This is a genomic window from Azospirillum rugosum (genome assembly GCF_017876155.1).
Taxonomy (GTDB): Bacteria; Pseudomonadota; Alphaproteobacteria; order Azospirillales; family Azospirillaceae; genus Azospirillum; species Azospirillum rugosum.
The window spans coordinates 291,252-312,442 of the sequence record NZ_JAGINP010000005.1 but is presented as its reverse complement, the minus strand read 5'-3'; the positions used below and the strand labels follow the sequence as shown (position 1 = coordinate 312,442).

The window sequence follows — 21,191 nt, the reverse complement described above, 5'->3', positions numbered from 1 at the left end:
TTTAAGCGTTTGAGCAGCCACGAGGTCAGCCTCAGCCCGACGGAGCCGATCGTGCTGCCCGCGCCGAAGCCGGGCGGGCGCTTGATGCTGGCCGCCAAGCTGGTGGTGACGCTGGGCGTGCTCGGCCTGCTGGCGTCGAAGGCGGACTGGTCCGGCGTGCTCGACCGCGTCGCCGGCGCCGACCCGGCGTGGCTCGCCGCCGGCTTTGCCGCGAAATTCCTCTCGGTCGTCTTCTCCGCGGAGCGCTGGCGCGACGCGCTGCACGCGGCGGGGGAGCGCGTGTCCCGCTGGCTGGCCATGCGGCTGATGTTCGCCGGCCTGTTCTTCGGGCAGGTCCTGCCGGGAGCGCTGGGCGGCGACGTGGTGCGCGGCTGGCTGACCTACCGCGGCGGCGGCTCCTCCTCCGCGGTGGTGCTCGCCCTGGTCATGGACCGGCTGCTGGCCTTGGTCGGCTGCGTGCTGTTGCTGTTCGCCGGGCTGCCGCATCTGGTCGCCACGGCCCCGCCGGCCGTCGCCTGGGCGGGTCCCGCCGCCGTCCTGCTGCTGGCCGCCGGGCTTCTCGCCGGCATCCAGGCCGACCGCATCCCGCTGCCGTCCATCCTCAAGCGCCCGCCGGTCCTCGCCCTCCAGGCGCTGGTGGCGCGGCTCCGGCGGGCGCTGTTCAGCCGCTGGGCGCTGGTCGGGCTGGTCCACAGCACCACCGTGCATGTCTGCACCATCTTCGCGGTGATCGCCTATTCCCGCGCGCTCGGCCTGCCGGTGGCGGTGGCCGACGCGGTGGCCGTCGTGCCGATGACCATCTTCGCGGCGGCGCTGCCCATCTCCCTCAACGGCTGGGGCGTGCGCGAAGGGGCCTTCGTGGCCGGCTTCGCGCTCTATGGCCTCGGCCCGGCGGAAGCCCTGGTCCTGTCGCTGATGATCGGGCTGTCCGTCACCCTGTCCTCCCTGCCGGGCGGTCTGCTCTGGCTCGGCCTGTCGGGCCGCCGCCCATCGGACCGCCGGGGTGAGAATTCCGCATCCTCCGGAACTCCTTCATGACCGTCATGACTCTCGAACACGACAACCGCCCCGAAACGGTGGAGAGCCGCCCCCTCAGCCCGCGCCAGAAGGCCGTGCGCTCGCTGTTCGAGACGCTGGCCCCGCAGGTGGAGCGCTGGGCCGCCCGCAATGCCGCCTTCCACGAAGCCGACCGCGCCTACCTGCGCTTCCTGGTGCCGGACGGCGCCAGCGTGCTGGAGATCGGCTGCGGCCTGGGCGACACGCTGGCCTTCCTCCAGCCGTCGCGCGGCGTCGGCATCGACCTCGCCCCCGGCATGATCCACCGCGCCCGCGAGCGGCACCCCTACCTGGAGTTCCACGCCGGCAACGCCGAGGATCCCGCTGACCTGGCCCGCGTCGAGGGCACCTTCGACGTCATCCTGCTGTCCGACACCATCGGCTTCCTGGACGACTGCGAGGAGACGCTGCGCCTGCTGCACCGCTTCGCCACGCCGCAGACGCGCATCATCGTCAGCTATCACAGCCGCGCCTGGGAGCCGATCCTGGCCTGGGCGGAGAGCCTGGGTCTGAAGATGCCGCAGGGCCAGCACAACTGGCTCAGCACCGCCGACACCATGAACCTGCTGGACCTCGCGGGCTGGGAGCCGGTGCGGCGGGAATGGCGCCAGCTGGTGCCGCGCAAGGCCTTCGGGCTGGGCACGCTGGTCAACCGCTGGATCGCGCCGCTGCCGGGCATCCGCCGCCTTTGCGTGCGCAACTACGTGGTGGCGCGCCCGGCCGTGACGGAAGCGCCGAAGACGCTGCCCTCCTGCACCGTGCTGGTGCCCTGCCGCAACGAGCGCGGCAACATAGAGAACGCCGTCCGCCGCCTGCCGCGCTTCTGCCCGGACCTGGAGGTGATCTACGTCGAGGGCAACAGCAAGGACAACACCTACGAGGAATGCCTGCGCGTCCGCGACGCCTACCCGGACTGGGACATCAAGGTCCTGAAGCAAGACGGGAAGGGCAAGGGCGACGCGGTCCGCAAGGGCTTCAACGCCGCGCGCGGCGACATCCTGATGATCCTCGACGCCGACCTGACCGTGCCGCCGGAAAGCCTGCCGAAATTCTATCAGGCGATCGCGTCGGGCAAGGGCGAGTTCATCAACGGCACGCGCCTGGTCTACCCGATGGCCGACCAGGCCATGCGCTTCCTGAACTGGGTCGCCAACCGGACCTTCGCCCAGATCTTCTCCTTCCTGCTGAACACCCGCTTCACCGACACGCTGTGCGGCACCAAGGTGCTGTGGAAGCGCGACTACGACCAGATCGTCGCGAACCGCCACTACTTCGGCGACTTCGACCCCTTCGGCGACTTCGACCTGATCTTCGGCGCGTCCAAGCTGAACCTGAAAATCGTCGAGGTCCCGATCCGCTACGCCGACCGCACCTACGGCGAAACCCAGATCAGCCGCTTCAGCCACGGCTTCCTGCTGCTCCGCATGGTCCTGTTCGCCTGGAAAAAGCTGAAGGCGTTCTGATCCCTGCCGCGATGTTGGGTTCCGCCTGCGGCTGCACCCAACCTACGACGCCCGTAGGTTGGGTGGAGGCGAAGCCGCAACCCAACACCCTTTAGGGAAGAAGGCGCCCCAACGCCCATCCCGCCGCGTCGCGCACCACCTCGCTCGGGTCCTCCAGCAGCGCCCGCACCACCGGCGCCTGCCGCGCGTCTCCGGAATTCCCCAGCGCCACCAACACGTTGCGCACGAAGCGGTCGCGCCCGATCCGCTTGATCGGCGACCCGCTGAACACCTGCCGGAATCCGGCATCGTCCAACTGCGCCAGATCGGCCAGCCGCGGCGCGGTCAGTTCCGCGCGCGGCAGGAAGGCCGCCTCGCGGGAGCGTTGCGCGAACTTGTTCCAGGGGCAGGCGGCCAGGCAGTCGTCGCAGCCGTAGATGCGGTTGCCCATCAGCGGGCGCAGATCCTCCGGGATCGGCCCCTTGTGCTCGATCGTCAGGTAGGAGATGCAGCGCCGCGCGTCCAGCTGGTTGGGGGCTGGAAAGGCCGCGGTGGGGCAGGCGTCCAGGCAGCGTCGGCAATTGCCGCATCGGTCGGTGCCCGGTTCGTCCGGCGGCAGCTCCAGCGTCGTGTAGACCTCGCCCAGGAACAGCCAGGAGCCGTGGGTGCGCGACACGAGGTTCGTGTGCTTGCCCTGCCAGCCGAGCCCCGCCTTTTGCGCCAGCGGTTTTTCCATGACGGGGGCGGTGTCCACGAACACCTTCAGCTCGGTCTTGTATATGTGCGCCAGCCACTGGCCCAGCGTCTTCAGCCGGCCCTTGATCAGGTCGTGATAGTCGCGGTTCTTCGCGTAAACCGACACGATGCCGCGGTCGGGGTGGTCCAGCAGGGCGCGCGGGTCCTCCGCGGGGGCGTAGCTGGTGCCGAGCGCGATGACGGTGCGCGCCTCCGGCCACAGGGCCTGGGGATGGACGCGGCGGTCGGCCTTGTCCTCCATCCAGCCCATGTCGCCGTGCCGGCCCTGGCGCAGGAACTCGGCCAGCCGGGCTTTGGCCTCCGGACCCAGCTCCGCTTTCGCGAAACCGACCGCGTCGAAGCCGAGCGCCAAGGCCCGGTCGCGGATGGCTTCGCGGATGGAGAGGGCAGGGTCAGCCATGGTGATGCCTTGAACCACAGAGGCACAGAGGCACAGAGACTATCAAGGGAAGACGGTCGCGCCGGATACGGGCGGTCGTCCGGGCGGAAATCTCCGTGTCTCCGTGTCTCTGTGGTGAAATCCCCCGATCAGCCACGCCCACGATACGGCTGGACCTCCTGCGACGGGATCCACACGCCCTTCGGCGGCTCGCCGGTGGCGTAGAACACGTCGATGGGGATGCCGCCGCGCGGGTACCAATAGCCGCCGATGCGCAGCCACACCGGCTTCAGCTCGTCCACCAGCCGCTTGCCGATGCCGACCGTGCAGGCCTCGTGGAAGGCGCCGTGGTTGCGGAAGGCGGTCAGGAACAGCTTCAGCGACTTCGATTCCACCAGCCAGTCGCCGGGGACATAGTCGATGACCAGATGCGCGAAGTCCGGCTGCCCGGTGATGGGGCAGAGCGAGGTGAATTCCGGCGCGGTGAAGCGCACGAGATACTGTTCACCAGGGTTCGGGTTCGGCACGCGCTCCAGCACCGCCTCTTCCGGCGTCTTCGGCTGGACGGTCGCCCCGCCGAGCTGCGTCAGCCCGGCGTAGATGTTCTCGGACATGGTCTCTTCCACAATGCTTGCCGCTGTTGGGTTGCGCCTGCGGCTCCACCCAACCTACGAAACTTTGACCTTGGCCAACGGATCGGGCACCGCCTCGACGTCGCCCTCGTTCAGGCGGGCTTCCATCGCGCTGGCGACCTCCTCGAAGCGGCCGTCCTCGATGGCCTGCCGCAGCGTCGCCATGACGTCCTGGTAGTAGTGCAGGTTGTGCCAGGTCAGCAGCATCGGCCCCAGCATCTCGCCGGCCTTGAACAGGTGATGCAGATAGGCGCGGCTGTGGTTTTGGCAAGCGGGGCAGCCGCATTCGGCGTCCAGCGGGCGGTCGTCGTGGGCGTGGCGGGCGTTGCGGATGTTGATGGTGCCGCGCCGCACGAAGGCCTGGCCGGTGCGGCCGGACCGCGTCGGCATCACGCAGTCGAACATGTCCACGCCGCGGCGCACCGCGCCGATCAGGTCGCTCGGCCGGCCGACGCCCATCAGGTAGCGCGGGCGGTCCTTGACCATCAGCGGCTCGGTGAAGTCCAGCACGGTGAACATCGTCTCCTGGCCTTCACCCACGGCCAGCCCGCCGATGGCGTAGCCGTCGAAGCCGATGTCGGTCAGCGCAGCGACGCTCTCCGCCCGCAGGTCGGGATAGACGCTGCCCTGCACGATGCCGAACAGGCCATAGCCCGGCCGCTCCACGAAGGCGTCCTTGCTGCGCTTGGCCCAGCGCATGGACAACCGCATGGAGGAGGCGGCCTGCGCTTCCGTCGCCGGAAACGGGGTGCACTCGTCCAGGCACATGGTGATGTTGCTGTCCAGCATGTGCTGGATCTGGATGGAGCGTTCCGGCGTCAGGTGGTGCTTGCTGCCGTCCAGGTGCGACTTGAAGGTCACCCCTTCCTCGGTCATCGTCCGCAGGTCGGACAGAGACATGACCTGGAAGCCGCCGCTGTCCGTCAGGATCGGCTTGTCCCAGTTCATGAAGCGGTGCAGGCCGCCCAGCTGCGCCACGCGTTCGGCGGTGGGGCGCAGCATCAGGTGGTAGGTGTTGCCCAGCAGGATTTCGGCACCCGTGGACTTCACGGCGTCCGTGGTCATCGCCTTCACGGTGGCGGCGGTGCCCACGGGCATGAAGGCCGGCGTGTTGATGACGCCGTGCGCGGTCTTGACCTGTCCGCGCCGGGCCCGGCCATCGGTTTTCAGAAGATCGAAGCCGATGCCGGTGGTGGTGCCGGTCATGAAGCCCTCCGGAGCAGCGACGCGTCGCCGTAGCTGAAGAAACGGTAATGGATTGCGATGGCGTGCGCGTAGGCCGCCTTCATGCGCTCCATGCCCGCGAAGGCGCAGACCAGCATGAACAGGGTGGAGCGGGGCAGGTGGAAGTTCGTCAACAGAAGGTCCACGATCTTGAAGCGGTAGCCGGGCGTGATGAAGATGTCCGTCTCGCCGCTGAAGGGCCGGATGGTGCCGTCCTCCAGCCCCGCCGTCTCCAGGATGCGCAGCGGCGTCGTGCCGATGGAGACGATGCGCCCGCCGGCCGCGCGCGTGGCGTTGATGGCTTCGGCCGTCTCCGCCGGGACCTCGCCCCATTCGCTGTGCATGCGGTGCTCCGCCACGTCCTCCACCTTCACCGGCAGGAAGGTGCCGGCGCCCACGTGCAGCGTCACCGGCACGCGACGGATGCCGCGCGCGTCGAGTGCGGCCAGCAGCTCCGGCGTGAAGTGCAGGCCGGCGGTGGGGGCGGCCACGGCGCCCTCGCGCGCGGCGAAGACGGTCTGGTAGTCCGACGCGTCCTGGGCGTCCGCTTCCCGCCGGATGTAGGGGGGAAGCGGCATGCGCCCATGGCGGTGCAGCGCCGCCATCAGCTCCGCCCCGCCGGCGGAGAAGCGCAGCCGCACCTCCATGCCGTCCTTGGACAGCACCTCCGCCGAGAAATCGTCGGCGATGGCGATGACGTCGCCGGGCTTCAGCCGCTTGCCGGGGCGGGCGAAGGTCGCCCATTCCCGTTCGCCCTCGCGCTTGTGCAGGGTGATCTCCACGCGCACCTCGCCGCGCCGGCCGTCCAGCCGGGCGGGGATGACGCGCGTGTCGTTCACGACCATCAGGTCGCCCGGCTCCAGCAGGCTGGGCAGGTCGCGCACGACGCGGTCGTGCAGGCGCTCCGCCACGTCCAGCAGGCGGGCGGCGTCGCGCGGCTTGACCGGATGCTCGGCGATCCGGTCCGCCGGAAGGTCGAAGTCGAAATCGGCGGTCTTCATGGGAGCCGCCCGTATAGACCATTCGACGCCGAAGAGGAAAGCATTACGAGTCGGCGTCTACTCGGGCAGCGGCAGGGCCTGCGCCTTCAGCGCCGCGGTCTGGCGGGCGTGCAGGGCGTCCACGTCGAAGCCGCGGATCATCTCCTGGAACAGCTGGTACCAGTTCACCTCGGCGTTCAGGTGCAGGAAGACGGAGCCGAGCCCGATCGCCGCGCGGTCCATGAAGACGAACTCCCGCGGCACCTCCACCCCGCCGACGCGGCGCAGCTCCGCGTGCACCTTGGCCGCCGTCTCGCGGCCGTAATGGCCGGAGTTGGTCTCCTCGATGCGGCGGGCGCGGTCGTCCATGATCGGGGCGTAGACGAAGCGCGCCCAGATGTTCAGGACGTCCACCAGCTCCTTCGACGGGTTGGCGAAGCCCCAGGTGCGGTAGGCCTCCACCGCCTTGTCGCGGTTGTCGGTCTTCAGCGCGTCGTACAGGTCGATCACGCCCTTCACGAAGCGCGCCGGGAAGACGCGGATGCAGCCGAAGTCCAGAAGGTTGATCGACCGGTCCGGCCGCACCGTGTAGTTCCCCAGATGCGGGTCGCCGTGGATGACCCCAAAACAGTAGAAGGGCACGTACCAGGCCCGGAACATGTTCATGGCCAGCTCGTCGCGGGCGTCCGGGTGGTCCTTGACGAAGTCCAGGATCTTGCGGCCCTGCACCCACTCCATGGTCAGCAGGCGGCGGGTGGACAGGTCCGGCACCACCTCCGGCACATGCACGCCGGGCGTTTCGGCCAGCATGTTGCGATAGAGGCGGGCGTGCTTGGCCTCGCGTTCGTAATCCAGCTCCTCGCGCAGGCGGGCGCCGATCTCCGCCTGGATTTGCTTGGTGGAGACGGCGCTGTCGGAGCGTTCGAAGATCGCGAAGATCAGACCCAGCTGGCGCAGGTCCGCCTCCACGGCCGAGGCCATGTCCGGGTACTGGAGCTTGCAGGCCAACTCCCGCCCGTCCAGCCCCACCGCCTTGTGCACCTGCCCCAGCGAGGCCGCGGCGGCGGCGGTGTGCTCGAAGCTCTGGAAGCGCTTGTGCCAGACGGGGCCGAGCTCGCTCGCCATGCGGCGCTTGACGAAGGGCCAGCCCATGGACGGCGCGTCGGCCTGAAGCTGCGACAGCTCCTGCACATACTCACGCGGCAACGCGTCAGGAATGGTGGAGAGCAGCTGCGCGACCTTCATCAGCGGCCCCTTCAGGCCGCCAAGCGCCACGCGCAGTTCGGACGCGTGGCGTTCCCGTTCCAACGGGATGCCCAGCACGCGCTCCCCGGCGAAACGGGCCGCAAGGCCCCCCACGGCGGTCCCGACCCGCGCGTACCGCGCGATCCGGCCGCCCAGCGTGTTCTCGTCTGTGTTCGGCATGCCGAATAGGTGGGTGCGGCCGGGCCGAAAGGCGAGTCCCCGCGGGGATGAAGAAGTCCCCTCTCCCCCCTGGGGAGAGGGTTAGGGTGAGGGGGTTGTGCGTGTGCCGGACGTCCCGCAATGCACGGCCCCCTCACCGGCTCTCAGCGGATGCCAGAGGCATCCGCCTGACGCCGTCAGCGCAAACTTCGTTTGCGCGAGAGGCCCTTCGGGCCACCCTCTCCCCAGGGGGGAGCGGGCTAATTCATCCGGACGGCGCGATGTTCTGGTTCACGCAGAACAGGTTGCCGGGATCGTACTTCTGCTTCAGCGCCCGCAGCCGGTCGTAGTTCGCGCCGTACGCGGCCTGTACGCGCTGCTCGTCGTCGGTGACGAAGTTCACGTACACCCCGCCGGTGGCGTAGCCCGCCGTGCGGTCGAAGACGTCGCGGGCCCAGCGGACGCAGGCGGTGTCCTCCGGCGCCATCTCCCAGCGGGAATGCACATTCATGACGAAGGCGGCGTCGCGGTGCGGGTAGGCCGTCGCGTCCGCCGGCACCCGGTTGGCCGCCCCGCCCAGCTGCCCGACGAAGATCTCGCAGTGGGGCGACGGCAGCTTCCCGGCCTCCTCCACCAGCAGGTCGATCAGCCCATCATCGATGTGCGTGAAGTTGTGCGACTTCCAGTAGTTCCGCGCCCCCGGCGCCAGCAGCGGGTCGAAGGCCGACTGCCAGGCGGCGTAGGGCATGGGGCCGAGATGCTCGCCGATCGGCGTCCCCAGCGCCCGCACGGGCTCCAGCGCCTTCGCCGCGGCCTCCTCGTCCAGGGCGCAGAAGACCGCCAGCACCATCACCTCCTTCCCGTGCACCTCGGCCGGCAGGAAGGGCAGGGGCGGCGCCTTGCGCAGGACGATCCAGCAGGCGGCCTCGTCCGGCAGGGCGGCCGCGGCGTCGCGGTAGCGGCGCATCAGGTCGCCGGCCTTGTCGAAGGGATGGACGATCAGCCCCGCCGTCACCATCGGCCCGACCGGGTGCAGCCGGAAGGTGAAGGAGGTGACGACGCCGAAGTTGCCGCCGCCGCCGCGCACCGCCCAGAACAGGTCGGCGTTCTCCTCAGCGCTCGCCCGCAGGAACTGGCCGTCGGCGGTGACCATGTCGACGCCCAGCAGGTTGTCCACGGTCAGCCCGTATTTCCGCGTCAGCCAGCCGAAGCCGCCGCCCAGCGTCAGCCCGGCGATCCCCGTCGTCGAGTTGATGCCCACCGGCACCGCCAGCCCGAAGGCCTGCGTCTCCCGGTCCAGGTCGCCCAGCGTGGCGCCGGGCGCCACCCGCGCCGTCCGGCCCATCGGATCAACCTGCACGTAACGCATCGAACTGAGATCGATCAGGACACCCCCGTCGCACAGCGCGTTGCCGGCGATGTTGTGCCCGCCGCCGCGCACCGACACCAGCAGCCCGTTCTCCCGCGCGAAGCGCACGGCCTGCATCACGTCGGCGGCCCCGGCGCAGCGCACGATCAGGCCCGGCCGGCGGTCGATCATGGCGTTCCAGATCGCCCGCGCCTCCTCATAGCCGGCGGACTGCGGCGTCAGCAGCGTGCCGCGCAGCCGCCCGGCAAGGTCGTCGACGGCCTGCTGTGTGAGGGTCGTGTCCCGCCGGTCGGCGGTGCGCACCGTGAAGTCGCCCATCGGTCACCTCCCGTAAAAGGGTTGTGCGGGGCCGGCGCGGCGGGCTTGGGCGATGGTCGGATAAGCGGGTCGGACAAGCGCGGGACCGCGCGGCTCACGTCGTGAATGGAAATTTCATGATTGATTGATGCTGTTTCGGCGCAACAAGACTACGGCTGCGCGGGCGTGGCGGCCATTCCGGAAAGGGGCGCGGGCGCCGTTCTTACGCGCCGCGCGCACCCCGCTATTCCGGTCCGTCCGCTACTCCCCGCGGAGACCCCCAAACAGGGCGAACCGCGTTCAGCCGCAGGACGCCCCGTCCTTGCCGGCGGCGGCGGGAGCCGGCCCCGGGCTCGGCGCCTTCATCCGCGCCAGGCCATAGATCAGCGCATCGCCGATGGTCTCATGCCAGATCCGCCATTCGTGATCGCCCTGCACGACGCGGAATTCCGTCGCATCCGGCTGCAGATGCAACAGTTCCCGATGCAGGACGGCGGTGTGGTAGGCGATGTCGAAGCGGTCGCGGTCACCGGAGTTGAGGTAGAGAGGAACCCGCAACGGCTGGGCGCGGTAGGCATCGATCAGCGACTGCCAGTTCAGCCGGATCCACAGGTCCTTGTCGAAAGCCCCGTTCTTCATAAAGGCCGGATCCTTCACCGCCGCGGAGTTGGGCGGCGGCAACGGGCTGTAGATCGCCGGGCTGAGCGCCATGCCGACCGCGAACAGGTCCGGCCGGGTGAAAGCGAAGCGAATCGTCGCGTATCCGCCGGCCGACAGGCCACCGACGGAGCGGCCGGCGCGCTCCGCATACACGCGGAAGCGGTGTTCGATTTCGGGAAGCAGTTCGGTCAGGAAAACGGTCTCGGCCTTGTCACCATCGCCATCAACCCACCACATGCCACGATGGCCGGGCATCACGACGACGGTCGGCGGGATGCGCTTCTCGGCAATCAACTGGTCCAGGACCGGCTTGACGTTGGCCTTGTCCAACCAATCCCGCTCGTTTCCACTGGAGCCGTGCAGCAGATAGACGACCGGATACGTGCCGCAGCCTTCGGCGTATCCATCGGGAAGGTAAATCGTGTACCGGTAGTCCCTGTCGAGGACCCGCGACGGAAGGCTCAACTCCTGCACCACGCCGGCGGCCTCGGCCGCAGGCACGGGCGCAGCAAGGATGATGAACAGAGTGCAGACCGCGCGGATGATCGTTTCAATACGGGGCATGGCGTCTCGCTAATCTCTGGGATTGCCGACCGGCCCGCGCCTCCAGAGCGCGAAGAGTCCGATCGGAATTTAACGCAAACGAGTGTAATTCCTATCTCGTTCGCGCTAAGAGCGTATCGGAATTACCAATTGCCCGCAACAAACGATCCACTGGCCCTCAAAACGCGCGAGGTCGCACCAGCCTATAGTTCGGGGCCGGCGCCTACTCCCCACGCAGCCGGCGCGTCAAAGCCCAGAACGCGGATTTCCGACGACATGCCCGTCTCTCTCTCCACCATGGTTCGGAAAAGGAGTGGTGGCCGACCCTCACCTTGGCAAGAGGCGCGTCCTTGATGGTTGGCGCAGCAGTTTCAAATGATACCATACGTACGAATGAGGGGCCGAACGGTCCCCAAGAATGAGTGGGAGGAGGAAGCATGAGGCCGTGGGTGAAGGCGTTCGTTGCGGTGTTGCTGGCCGCCGGCAGCGCCGCCGCGCAAGGCACCAAGCCGGTCAAGATCGGCGTGCTGGCGGACGAGCAGGGCTTCGCGTCGGACATCGGCGGCATCGGCGCCACGCTGGCCGCCAAGATGGCGGTGGAAGATTTCGGCGGATCGGTGCTCGGCCGCCCCATCGAGGTCGTCTCGGCCGACATGCAGAACAAGCCGGACGTCGCCTCCAACATCGTGCGCCAGTGGTTCGACGTGGACGGGGTGGACATGGTGACCGACATCCCCGTGTCGTCGGTGGCGCTGGCGGTCCAGTCCGTGGCGCGCGAGAAGAAGAAGGTCCTGATGATCAGCGCCGCCACGACGACGGAACTGACCAACGCCCAGTGCTCCCCCTACACGATCCACTGGGCCGACGACACCAACGCCCTGTCGGTCGGCACGACCAAGGCCGTGGTGGAGTCCGGCGGCAAGAGCTGGTTCTTCATCACCGCCGACTTCGCCTTCGGCACCGCCATGGAGAAGGCGGCGACGGAGGCCATCAAACAGGCCGGCGGCACGGTGGTGGGCGGCGTGAAGCACCCCATCGGCACCAGCGACTTCGGTTCCTACCTGCTGAGCGCGCAGGGCAGCGGGGCGAAGGTGGTGGCGCTGGCCAACGTCGGGTCGGACACGATCACGGCGATCAAGCAGGCGGCCGAATTCGGCCTTCCGGCCGGCGGGCAGACCCTGGTCGGCTACATCGTCTTCATCACCGACGTGCATTCCCTCGGCCTCGACCTCGCCAAGGGGCTCTATGTGACGGAAAGCTTCTACTGGGACCAGAACGACCAGACCCGCGCCTGGTCGAAGCGCTTCCTGGACCGCCACGGCAAGATGCCGTCGAAAGAGCAGGCCAACACCTACCTCGCCACCCTGCACTGGCTGAAGGCGGTCAAGGAGGCCGGCACGACGGACTCCGAGCCGGTGACCGCCAAGATGAAGGCGATGCCGACCGACTATTTCGGCCGGCCCGGCAGCGTCCGCAAGGACGGCCGCGTGCTCTACGACCTGACGCTCTACCAGGTAAAGGGCAAGGCGGAGAGCAAGGGCTCCTGGGACTACTACACCGCCATCCGCAGCATCCCCGCCGCCGAAGCCTTCCTGCCGCTGGAAAAGAGCGCCTGCCCGTTCGTGAAGGGGTGAGTTGGGTGGGGAGGGGGAGTGGTCGCGTCGGGCCCCCACCCTAACCCTCCCCCATCTTCGACGGGGGAGGGAACTCCGCCACTTCGACGCTCAACCCCTCCCCCCGCGAAGTGGGGGGAGGTTGGGAGGGGGGCCCAACGCGACCACTCCCCACCCACCAAAACCCTCAACCCCCCTGGCTGCGGATCCACGACGCCGTGGCGCTGTCCATGGTGTTCTTGTGGTTCACGAACCACTCCGGCACCACCTCGGTCAGATAGCCGCGGACCAGCGCGAGGTTGCCCATCGCCATCCGCTTCTCGATGCCCTCCAGCTCCAGCCGGACGCGGTTGTGCTCGCCGACGTGGATCGGGGTCGGGGGGAAGCCGTACTGGTGCATCAGCTCCTCCTCGCGGGCGAGATGCTCGCGGAGGTGCTGGGCGAAGGCCTTGAAATGGGCGGGCAACTCGGCGTCGGAAGCCTTGGCGGCCTCGGCCAGCAGTTCGACGGTTTCCTTGTGGTCGGCGTCGATGATGGCGTTGCCGACCTCGAGGGAGGAGTCCCAGGCGGGAATGGAGATGGTGGGCATGGTGGTCTCCGGAAGGATCGTTGGAGACCACCATACCCACACTTCGATCAGGGATTCTTGACGGCCGTCAACCGGACGGGCTTCACCCCTGCTTTTCCAGCTCGTCCACGAAGCCGCGGATGACGCCCAGCCCCTTCTGCCAGAAGGCCGGGTCGCTGGCGTCCAGGCCGAAGGGGGCCAGCAGCTCCTTGTGGCGCAGCGTGCCGCCGGCCGACAGCATGGCCAGGTACTTCTCCGCGAAGCCCTTCTCGGCGTCCTGGTACACGGCGTACAGCGAGTTCACCAGGCAGTCGCCGAAGGCGTACGCGTACACGTAGAAGGGCGAGTGGATGAAGTGCGGGATGTAGGACCAGTAGTTCCGGTAGCCGTCATCGAAGCGCAGCGCCGGGCCCAGGCTTTCCGTCTGCACCGCCATCCAGATCTCGCCCAGCCGATCGGCGGTCAGCTCGCCGCCGGCCCGTTCCGTGTGGACGCGCTGCTCGAAGTCGAAGAAGGCGATCTGGCGGACCACCGTGTTCAGCATGTCCTCGACCTTGGTCGCCAGCATGATCTTGCGGCGCTTCGGATCCGTCTCCGAATCCAGCAGCGCGCGGAAGGTCAGCATCTCGCCGAACACCGACGCCGTCTCGGCCAGCGTCAGCGGCGTGTCGGACAGCAGGTGACCCTGCTTGCCGGCCAGAATCTGGTGCACGCCGTGCCCAAGCTCGTGCGCCAGCGTCATCACGTCGCGCGTCTTGCCCTGGTAGTTCACCAGCAGGTACGGGTGGACGCTGGGCACCGTCGGGTGGGCGAAGGCGCCCGGCGCCTTGCCGGGGCGCACCGGCGCGTCGATCCAGGCGTTGTCGAAGAAGCGCTTGCCGAGCCCCGCCAACTCCGGCGAGAAGCGCCCATAGGCGCCCAGCACGAGGTCGCGCGCCTCGTCCCAGCGGATGCTGCGGTCGGTGTCGTCGGGCAGCGGCGCGTTGCGGTCCCAATAGTCCAGGTGGTCCTGGCCGAACCACTTGGCCTTCATCGTGTAATAGCGGTGGGACAGGCTGGGGTAGGCGTCCTTCACCGCCTTCACCAGCGCGTCCACCACCTCGTCCTCGACGCGGTTGGACAGGTTGCGGGCCGAGACCGGGCGCGGGTAGCTGCGCCACTTGTCGTCGATCTCCTTGTCCTTGGCCAGCGTGTTGGTGACCAGCGCGAACAGGCGGATGTTGTCGCCGAACGTCCGGCCGATCACCGTCCCGGCCTCCTTGCGCACCGCCGGGTCACGGTCGGACAGGCGGTTCAGCGCCTCGGCGCAGGTCAGCTCCTTGCCGCCGATGGGGAAGCGCAGGCTCGCGATCGTCTCGTCGAACAGGCGGTTCCAGGCGGCGCGGCCGACCACGTGCTTTTCATGGAGCAGCCGCTCCACCTCGTCGGACAGCTGGTGCTCGCGGAACAGCCGCACGTCGCGCAGCCAGGGGGCGTAGCGGGCGAGATCCTTCGACGCCTTCAGCTTGGCGGCGAGATCGCGCTCCTCCAGCCGGTTGATCTCCAGCGTGAAGAAGACGAGGTGGGTGGAGATGACGTTCACCCGCTCCTGCGCCGACTGGTAGAACTTGGCGATGGCCGGGTCGACCATGTTGCCGTTGTAGACCAGCCCGGCGAAGGACATGATCCGCGACAGCACCTCGTCGATTCGCTCATACTCGCGGATGGCCGCCGCGAAGCCGTTGCCGTCCAGCCCGGCGAGCTTGCCGGCATAAGTGGCGTGGAACTCCTTGGACGCGGTCTCCATCCGGTCCAGGTCCGCCTTCAGCTCGGGCGAATCCATGCCGGGATAGAGGTCGTTCAGGTCCCACGAGGGCAGGGTGCCCAAATCCGGCCCGTCCCCCTTGGCCACGGCGGTGTCCGGGGCCATGGTTTCGGCCATCCTGTTGTCCGGCGGCGCGGCGCTGCGCTTCATCAATCCCTCCGTTCGGTGCTTGGAAGGGGATATAAGCGCCGCGGCGCCGTCCTGGAAGGCTCAGCTGGCGGGGGTTTCCTGCGCGCGGCGGATCGCCGCCTCCACGCATTGCAGGTGCAGCTTCTTGCGGGCGAGCTGGCGGGCGCGCCGCTCCTCCAGGTCGGTGGTGGGCATCGCCTCGATGGCACAGCCGCGCCAGCCGTTGGCGTCCAGCGCGCGGGCGACCTCCGCATAGCCGAAATAGCCCTTGTCCGGCTGCTCCCACGGGGCGCGGAAGTCGGCGCGGCGCAGCACGAACCGGTTGGACTGGCTGGACCCGCCGAGGTTGGTCAGCCGCGCCACGATCAGCCGCTCGCCGTTCGGGTGGACGACGGTCAGGATCGGGCGGATTCCCGTGATGGGCGGGTCGAGGCTCATGCCCGCATGCATAGCGTCCCGCCGTCGGTTAGGCCAGCGACAACGGACACGGTGCCAATGCCACCCGGCGGCCGATTTCCGCCCGGACGAACGTCCAGTACTTTCCAAGAAATCACCAAGGGCGCCTGCGGGGATCGCGAATAACATACCGCAGTATGATTGCGCGCCCGTGCCCGGAGATTGGCCGCCCCGTGGGCCATCATTGCGTCATGTCTTCTGTTGTAGGCGATAAAAATCAGCGGCATCATCCGCCCTCGCGGTGAAAGGAAGAGGGCATCATGGCGCTGGGTGCATGGCTGCGCGCGTCGCTGGCGGCGGCGATCATCGGTTTGTCGGGTCTGCTGCCGGGACAGGCCCCGGCGATGCCGACGGGCCAAGCGCTATGGAGCGAACTGCCGGGCGACGCCTTCAACGCCCAGGGCAGCGCGCTCAAGGCCAGCGTCTATGTGTCCGTGGGCGCCCGGGTGCGGGGCAAGGCTCCGCTCCTGGTCCTTCTCCACGGCTGCGAGCAGGACCCGTCCACCTTCTTCACCGATTCCGGCTGGCTGGACGTGGCCGACCGCTACGGCCTCATCGTCCTGCTGCCGGAGCAGCAGCACAACGCCTACGCCATGATCGCGGGTGCCTCCCGCTACGGCAACCCGCTCGGCTGCTTCAACTTCGCCGACCGGCTGACCAGCCCGCTGAAGGGCGGCGTCCCGCGGGAGGCGGCGGCCATCGTCTCCATGATCGACGCACTGCGCGCCGGCAAGGGGCTTGACCCCGACGGCCCGCGAATCGAGGACGGGCACATCTACGTCACGGGCCTGTCGGCCGGGGCGGGGATGGCCGCGACGCTGCTCGCCGATTATCCGCAGGTCTTCGCCGGCGGGGCGCTGTTCGCGGGCGTGCCGGCGCTGTGCGCCCAGAGCATGACGTCCGCCGCGTCCCTCTGCGGCATTTCCGTGATGCGCGCCTGCGGCGAGGTGAAGGCGCGGACGGGCGGCTATGACAGCCGGGAATGGGCGAAGGCCGTGCAGCGCGCGTCGCATCCCCAGGGAAGCCCCCAGGGAAGCCCCCAGGGAAGTCCACGTGTGCTGATCGTCCAGGGAACGGCCGACTGCACCGTGGACCCGGCGAACGCGCTTTACCTGACCAACCAGTGGACCGCCTTCCACGGCCTGCCGGCGGACCGGCCCACGGTCATCGGGCAGGAGCCGTCCTGGCCGGACCGTGCCGTGCGGAAGGGCTACGCGCCCGCGGGGATCAACGACCTGTGGGTGGAAACCGTGCTGCTGGCGGGGGTCGGCCACGTCATGCCCATTGCGACCGGCGATCCGAACCGCCCCTGCGGCCGCGTGCGCCCGTCGGACAAGAAGACCTACATCGAGGACGTGGGCTTTTGCGGCGCGGCGCTGGCCGCCGACTTCTTCCACCTCACCCCCTGAGGGGGTGGCGGCTCCGCTTCGGAAAGGGGTGCGACAGCCCGCCGCACCTTCCGCAATGCCCTTTGCCAAGCGGGCCATCTTTGTCGCAGATTGGGCCTGCTGCGCGACCGTTCATTGCGCGGCTGCGGAGAAACGCGAACCAAAGCAAAATATAAGGGGCGCCCGATGAGCAGCTCAGCCGATCTCTACAACCAGATCCACGCACGGTCCCTGTCCGACCCGGACGGCTTCTGGGGGGAGGCCGCGGAGGACATCACCTGGATCAAGCGCTGGGACAAGGTGCTGGACGACAGCAACGCGCCCTTCTACCGCTGGTTCACCGGCGGCGTGCTGAACACCTGCTACAACGCGGTGGACCGCCATGTGGAGGCCGGGCGCGGCGCGCAGGCGGCGATCATCTACGACAGCCCGGTCACCAAGACCGTCCAGTCCATCACCTACGCGGAGCTGCAGGACCAGGTCGCCCGCTTCGCCGGCGCGCTGCGCGCCCAGGGCGTCGAGAAGGGCGATCGCGTCATCCTCTACATGCCGATGATCCCGCAGTCGCTGGTCGCCATGCTGGCCTGCGCGCGTCTCGGCGCCGTGCATTCCGTGGTGTTCGGCGGCTTCGCCCCGCACGAGCTGGCGACCCGCATCAACGACGCCAAGCCGAAGGTCATCGTCTCCGCCTCCTGCGGCATCGAGCCGAACCGCATCGTCAAGTACAAGCCGATGCTCGACGCCGCCATCGAGCAGGCGGAGCACAAGCCGCAGGCCGTCGTCGTCTACCAGCGTCCGCAGGAAACCGCGACCCTGGTCGAAGGCCGCGACGTCGACTGGGTCGAGGCCGCCGCGAAGGCGGAGCCGGCGGAGTGCGTGCCGGTCGCCGCCACCGACCCGCTCTACATCCTCTACACCTCCGGCACCACCGGCCAGCCCAAGGGCGTCGTCCGCGACAACGGCGGCCACGCGGTGGCGCTGAAGTGGACGATGAAGAACATCTACAACGTCCAGCCGGGCGAGGTGTACTGGGCGGCGTCGGACGTGGGCTGGGTGGTCGGCCACTCCTACATCGTCTACGGGCCGCTGCTGCACGGCTGCACCACCGTGGTGTTCGAGGGAAAGCCGGTCGGCACGCCGGACGCCGGCACCTTCTGGCGCGTCATCGAGCAGCACAAGATCGGCACCCTCTTCACCGCCCCGACGGCCTTCCGCGCCATCAAGCGCGAGGACCCGAACGCGGAGCTGCTGAAGAAGTACGACCTGTCGCACTTCCGCGCCCTGTTCCTGGCCGGCGAGCGGTCGGACCCCGACACGCTGCACTGGGCGGAAGACAACCTGAACGTTCCGGTCATCGACCACTGGTGGCAGACGGAGACGGGCTGGGCGATCTCCGGCAACCCGCTGGGCGTGCACCTGTTCCCGATCAAGTACGGCTCCGCCACCCGCCCGATGCCGGGCTGGGACGTGCAGATCCTGAACGCGGAGAACAAGGAGGTGCCGCGCGGCGACATCGGCGCCATCTGCGTGAAGCTGCCGCTGCCCCCGGGCACGCTGCCGACGCTGTGGAACGCCGACGAGCGCTACAAGAAGTCCTACCTGTCCGACTACCCCGGCTATTACCAGACCGGCGACGCGGGCTTCATCGACGACGACGGCTACGTCTACATCATGGCCCGCACCGACGACATCATCAACGTGGCCGGCCACCGTCTGTCCACGGGCGCGATGGAAGAGGTGCTGTCCAGCCACAAGGACGTGGCGGAATGCGCGGTGATCGGCGTGGCCGACGACCTGAAGGGCCAGGTGCCGCTGGGCTTCCTCTGCCTGAAGGCCGGCGTGACCCGCCCGCACGAGGACATCGTCAAGGAGGTGGTCCAGCTGGTGCGCGAGCAGATCGGCCCGGTCGCCGACTTCAAGCGCGCCGTGGTGGTCGACCGCCTGCCGAAGACCCGGTCGGGCAAGATCCTGCGCGGCACCATGCAGAAGATCGCCGACGACCAGGAGTACAAGACCCCCGCGACCATCGACGACCCCGGCATCCTGCCGGAGATCGCCGACGCCCTGAAGTCGCTGGGCTACGCCAAGGCCCACGACGGCGCGCAGTAACGCTGCTGTCCTGAGCCAGCCCCTCTCCCGGCATCGACCCGGGGGAGGGGCTTTTCTTTTCCACAGAACCGTAGGTTGGGTGGAGCGCAGCGCAACCCAACACACCGTGCCATGCCGACGATGTTGGGTTCCGCCATCGCTCCACCCAACCTACGGCCCCTGTCAGGGAGCGCGCTCCAACGCCTTCAGCGACTCCTCCATCTCGTCCAGCCGCGCCTGCTCCGCCTCCAGTTCGGCGAGGGCGCGGCGGGCGTCGGTCAGTTCCAGGTCCAGCGCGGCGCGGCGGCGGCGGATCAGTTCCTCCAGCGGGGTCAACTCCGCGCTGGCCAGCGCCTGGGTGATTGCCGCGGTGCTGCCGCCGCCCAGCGCCAGCCGCACCATGCGCGCGGTGGGGCGGATGCCCTGCGCCTCCAGGTGGCGGGCGGTGATCAGGATCTCGATGGGGTCGTGGTGGCGGTTCATGGCGCGGTGTCCCATTTTCTCCACACGGCCCGCCCACGGGGCCAGGAATCGGCGGGCAGCGGCGATTTGCCACAAGCTCCGCCAGCCCTTCCTGGGGCGCAAAGGACATACCTCCGCGGCCCAGCGCCTGTCCGATCGGGTCCGGTGCGCACCCGAAATAACCGAGCGATTGTGTGGGCCGGCCGGAGCCTTGCCACCATTCCGCCGAATTTTTGCTGCACGCCCATCAAAGTCTGGAATAAACCGGATACGGCGTGCGTTCACCCAGGCATACCGGGTCCTCATCGGCCCTCTGCCCTGGGATGCAACGCCGCGTGTTCCTACTTGAAGGGGCGCCAAGGGCGGGCCGCACCGGCCTGCCGTGGCGCCGCCGTTAACGATCGGGTGCGCGGTTGAGCAAGTTCGGGGTCGAGCTGGAAGTCCACATCGCGTCGTTGCGCCGCTACGCGCGGGCGCTGCTGCGCAACCGGACGGATGCCGAGGATCTGGTGCAGGAGGCGCTGACGCGCGCGGTGGCGCGCGCCGACACCTTCAAGGCGGGGACGAACCTGCGGGCTTGGCTTTTCACCATCCTGCACAACGTCCACGTCAATCAGGTCCGCTCCAAAGCCGCGCGGCCCGACGAGGTCGACGTGGACAGCGTGGAGTCGAAGCTGGTCACGCCGGCCCGGCAGGAGGAACGGGTGGAGTTGCGCGAGATGATGCGCGCGCTCGACGAACTGCCGGAGGAGCAGCGCAAGGTGCTGCTGCTGGTGGCGCTGGAGGGCCTGAAGTACGAGGAGGTCGCCGAGATGCTCGGCGTGCCGATCGGGACCGTCATGTCGCGCCTCTCGCGGGCGCGCGAGGCGGTCAGGGCGAAGCTGGCGAACGAGGGCTCTGTGACCCTCAGACGGGTGAAGTGATGAACGCGCAACGCGTAACGGACGACGAACTGCACGCCTATGTGGACGGCCAGCTCAACCCTGACCGCCGCCTGATCGTGGAGCGATGGTTGGCCGACGATCCGGAGGCAGCACTGCGGGCGGAGGACTACCGCGCCCAGGCAGCGCTGCTGCACGAGCTGTTCGACCCCGTGCTGCGCGAATCGGCCAGCGACCCGGTGCATGAGCTGACGGAGAAGCTGCGCGGCCGCGTCGCCGGCAACGACAACGTCCCGGCCTGGTACGCCAAGCCGTGGGTCCGCATGGCCGCCGCGGTGATGCTGGTGGTCGCGGGTGCGGGCGGCGGCTGGATGGGCCGCGGCGCGGTCGGCACCTCGCCCGCCGTGCAGCAGCGCCAGACGCTCCAGACCTTCGCGGAGGAGGCCACCCAAGCCCACCGCTTCTACACCTCCGACGAGCGCTTCCAGGTCGAGCTGAACGCCGACAACCAGGACGAGCTGAACAGCTGGCTGTCGAAGCGGGTGGGCCGTGACGTCTTCGGCCCGAACCTGGAGAAGGTCGGCTTCCGCCTGATCGGCGGCCGGTCGCTGCCGACCGACCTGGGGGCCGGCGCGCAGTACATGTACGTCAATGACGCCAACAAGCGCGTCACCCTGTTCGTGGGCGCCCCGCAGGCCGGCAACCCGGCGAAGTTCGGCTTCACCCAGAACGGCGACGTGGCGACCATCTACTGGGTCGAGGGCACGCTCGCCTACGCGCTCGCCGGCCGTCTGGCGAAGGAGGAACTGCTGGGCATCGCCGAGGCCGTCTTCAACGACGTCAAGGCCGGCCCGCCGCGCCGCGACCCGCCGCCGCAGCAGCAGAACCCGCAGCAACCGCCCGGGGACCAGCAGCACCCGCCGGAGCAGCAGCAGAACGGCGTCCAGCCGATCAGCGACACGCAGAAGCCCAAGGACAGCTGATCCCAGCCCCGACCGGTCACCGGAAAGGCCCCGTTCCCGCCGACGCGCCGGGGGCGGGGCCTTTCGCGCGTTCGGGC

Annotated in this window: 18 protein-coding genes; 7 read left to right on the top strand and 11 right to left on the bottom strand. The window is 68.7% G+C overall.

Annotated elements, in window-relative coordinates:
* Positions 1 to 9: 9 nt before the first annotated feature.
* Positions 10 to 1,038, top strand: a complete 1,029-nt coding sequence (locus J2851_RS09575) for a lysylphosphatidylglycerol synthase transmembrane domain-containing protein (protein WP_209765993.1) — start codon at positions 10 to 12, stop codon at positions 1,036 to 1,038.
* Positions 1,035 to 2,519, top strand: coding sequence for a glycosyltransferase (locus J2851_RS09570; RefSeq protein WP_209765991.1), 1,485 nt, complete (start codon positions 1,035 to 1,037; stop codon positions 2,517 to 2,519). Before J2851_RS09575 ends, J2851_RS09570 begins: the two co-directional genes overlap by 4 nt.
* Positions 2,520 to 2,610: 91 nt before the next feature.
* Here J2851_RS09570 and queG read toward each other — a convergent pair whose 3' ends face one another.
* From queG to J2851_RS09535, 7 genes are all read right to left on the bottom strand, one after another.
* Positions 2,611 to 3,654: a tRNA epoxyqueuosine(34) reductase QueG gene (gene queG / locus J2851_RS09565; RefSeq protein ID WP_209765990.1), complete on the bottom strand. Its 1,044-nt coding sequence runs from the start codon at positions 3,652 to 3,654 to the stop codon at positions 2,611 to 2,613.
* 128 nt (positions 3,655 to 3,782) lie between these two features.
* Entirely contained in the window at positions 3,783 to 4,247 is a 465-nt protein-coding gene (gene queF, locus J2851_RS09560; RefSeq protein WP_209765989.1) for a preQ(1) synthase, read from the bottom strand.
* Between the two features lie 54 nt (positions 4,248 to 4,301).
* Entirely contained in the window at positions 4,302 to 5,471 is a 1,170-nt protein-coding gene (gene tgt, locus J2851_RS09555) for a tRNA guanosine(34) transglycosylase Tgt (RefSeq protein WP_209765988.1), read from the bottom strand.
* The gene (queA, locus tag J2851_RS09550) at positions 5,468 to 6,490 is read right to left on the bottom strand and encodes a tRNA preQ1(34) S-adenosylmethionine ribosyltransferase-isomerase QueA (RefSeq protein WP_209765987.1); all 1,023 of its coding nucleotides are present in this window, start codon (positions 6,488 to 6,490) and stop codon (positions 5,468 to 5,470) included. The genes tgt and queA overlap by 4 nt, the downstream gene beginning before the upstream one ends.
* A gap of 57 nt (positions 6,491 to 6,547) precedes the next feature.
* Positions 6,548 to 7,894 carry an ABC1 kinase family protein gene (locus J2851_RS09545; RefSeq protein WP_209765986.1) on the bottom strand — a complete coding sequence of 449 codons (1,347 nt, stop codon included), beginning with the start codon at positions 7,892 to 7,894 and terminating at the stop codon, positions 6,548 to 6,550.
* Positions 7,895 to 8,138: 244 nt separating this feature from the next.
* The gene (locus J2851_RS09540) at positions 8,139 to 9,560 is read right to left on the bottom strand and encodes an FAD-binding oxidoreductase (protein WP_209765985.1); all 1,422 of its coding nucleotides are present in this window, start codon (positions 9,558 to 9,560) and stop codon (positions 8,139 to 8,141) included.
* A gap of 279 nt (positions 9,561 to 9,839) precedes the next feature.
* Complete coding sequence (locus J2851_RS09535; protein WP_209765984.1) at positions 9,840 to 10,763, bottom strand: alpha/beta hydrolase; 924 nt, start codon at positions 10,761 to 10,763, stop codon at positions 9,840 to 9,842.
* Positions 10,764 to 11,191: 428 nt separating this feature from the next.
* Between J2851_RS09535 and J2851_RS09530 the strand changes: the two genes are divergently transcribed.
* Positions 11,192 to 12,376, top strand: a complete 1,185-nt coding sequence (locus J2851_RS09530; protein ID WP_307419277.1) for an ABC transporter substrate-binding protein — start codon at positions 11,192 to 11,194, stop codon at positions 12,374 to 12,376.
* 166 nt (positions 12,377 to 12,542) lie between these two features.
* Here the strand turns inward: J2851_RS09530 and J2851_RS09525 are convergent, their stop codons facing one another.
* From J2851_RS09525 to J2851_RS09515, 3 genes are all read right to left on the bottom strand, one after another.
* A complete protein-coding gene (locus J2851_RS09525; RefSeq protein ID WP_209765980.1) occupies positions 12,543 to 12,944 on the bottom strand; it encodes a bacteriohemerythrin in 402 nt (133 codons plus the stop codon).
* Between the two features lie 82 nt (positions 12,945 to 13,026).
* Positions 13,027 to 14,832 (bottom strand): M3 family oligoendopeptidase, encoded by a 1,806-nt coding sequence (locus J2851_RS09520; RefSeq protein WP_209766055.1) that lies wholly within the window; start codon positions 14,830 to 14,832, stop codon positions 13,027 to 13,029.
* Positions 14,833 to 14,937: 105 nt separating this feature from the next.
* On the bottom strand, positions 14,938 to 15,294 hold the full coding sequence (locus tag J2851_RS09515; RefSeq protein WP_209765978.1) for a hypothetical protein: 357 nt from the start codon (positions 15,292 to 15,294) through the stop codon (positions 14,938 to 14,940).
* 278 nt (positions 15,295 to 15,572) lie between these two features.
* Here J2851_RS09515 and J2851_RS09510 point away from each other — a divergent pair, with 278 nt between their 5' ends.
* A complete protein-coding gene (locus tag J2851_RS09510) occupies positions 15,573 to 16,721 on the top strand; it encodes an extracellular catalytic domain type 1 short-chain-length polyhydroxyalkanoate depolymerase (RefSeq protein WP_209765977.1) in 1,149 nt (382 codons plus the stop codon).
* A gap of 165 nt (positions 16,722 to 16,886) precedes the next feature.
* Complete coding sequence (locus J2851_RS09505; protein ID WP_209765976.1) at positions 16,887 to 18,809, top strand: propionyl-CoA synthetase; 1,923 nt, start codon at positions 16,887 to 16,889, stop codon at positions 18,807 to 18,809.
* Positions 18,810 to 18,971: 162 nt separating this feature from the next.
* Here the strand turns inward: J2851_RS09505 and J2851_RS09500 are convergent, their stop codons facing one another.
* Positions 18,972 to 19,271: a DNA-binding protein gene (locus J2851_RS09500; RefSeq protein ID WP_209765975.1), complete on the bottom strand. Its 300-nt coding sequence runs from the start codon at positions 19,269 to 19,271 to the stop codon at positions 18,972 to 18,974.
* A gap of 392 nt (positions 19,272 to 19,663) precedes the next feature.
* On the opposite strand from J2851_RS09500, the gene J2851_RS09495 reads away from it, so the two are divergent.
* Both J2851_RS09495 and J2851_RS09490 read left to right on the top strand, forming a co-directional pair.
* Positions 19,664 to 20,173 carry a sigma-70 family RNA polymerase sigma factor gene (locus J2851_RS09495; protein ID WP_209765974.1) on the top strand — a complete coding sequence of 170 codons (510 nt, stop codon included), beginning with the start codon at positions 19,664 to 19,666 and terminating at the stop codon, positions 20,171 to 20,173.
* Positions 20,173 to 21,114: an anti-sigma factor family protein gene (locus J2851_RS09490; protein ID WP_209765973.1), complete on the top strand. Its 942-nt coding sequence runs from the start codon at positions 20,173 to 20,175 to the stop codon at positions 21,112 to 21,114. The genes J2851_RS09495 and J2851_RS09490 overlap by 1 nt, the downstream gene beginning before the upstream one ends.
* Positions 21,115 to 21,191: the final 77 nt, after the last annotated feature.

Excerpts from the sequence above, each read along its gene's own strand:
- J2851_RS09570 (WP_209765991.1), top strand. The coding sequence starts at position 1,035 with ATGACCGTCATGACTCTCGAACACGACAACCGCCCCGAAACGGTGGAG.
- queG (WP_209765990.1), bottom strand. The coding sequence starts at position 3,654 with ATGGCTGACCCTGCCCTCTCCATCCGCGAAGCCATCCGCGACCGGGCC.
- queF (WP_209765989.1), bottom strand. The coding sequence starts at position 4,247 with ATGTCCGAGAACATCTACGCCGGGCTGACGCAGCTCGGCGGGGCGACC.
- tgt (WP_209765988.1), bottom strand. The coding sequence starts at position 5,471 with ATGACCGGCACCACCACCGGCATCGGCTTCGATCTTCTGAAAACCGAT.
- queA (WP_209765987.1), bottom strand. The coding sequence starts at position 6,490 with ATGAAGACCGCCGATTTCGACTTCGACCTTCCGGCGGACCGGATCGCC.
- J2851_RS09545 (WP_209765986.1), bottom strand. The coding sequence starts at position 7,894 with ATGCCGAACACAGACGAGAACACGCTGGGCGGCCGGATCGCGCGGTAC.
- J2851_RS09540 (WP_209765985.1), bottom strand. The coding sequence starts at position 9,560 with ATGGGCGACTTCACGGTGCGCACCGCCGACCGGCGGGACACGACCCTC.
- J2851_RS09535 (WP_209765984.1), bottom strand. The coding sequence starts at position 10,763 with ATGCCCCGTATTGAAACGATCATCCGCGCGGTCTGCACTCTGTTCATC.
- J2851_RS09525 (WP_209765980.1), bottom strand. The coding sequence starts at position 12,944 with ATGCCCACCATCTCCATTCCCGCCTGGGACTCCTCCCTCGAGGTCGGC.
- J2851_RS09520 (WP_209766055.1), bottom strand. The coding sequence starts at position 14,832 with ATGGCCCCGGACACCGCCGTGGCCAAGGGGGACGGGCCGGATTTGGGC.
- J2851_RS09515 (WP_209765978.1), bottom strand. The coding sequence starts at position 15,294 with ATGAGCCTCGACCCGCCCATCACGGGAATCCGCCCGATCCTGACCGTC.
- J2851_RS09510 (WP_209765977.1), top strand. The coding sequence starts at position 15,573 with ATGGCGCTGGGTGCATGGCTGCGCGCGTCGCTGGCGGCGGCGATCATC.
- J2851_RS09505 (WP_209765976.1), top strand. The coding sequence starts at position 16,887 with ATGAGCAGCTCAGCCGATCTCTACAACCAGATCCACGCACGGTCCCTG.
- J2851_RS09500 (WP_209765975.1), bottom strand. The coding sequence starts at position 19,271 with ATGAACCGCCACCACGACCCCATCGAGATCCTGATCACCGCCCGCCAC.
- J2851_RS09490 (WP_209765973.1), top strand. The coding sequence starts at position 20,173 with ATGAACGCGCAACGCGTAACGGACGACGAACTGCACGCCTATGTGGAC.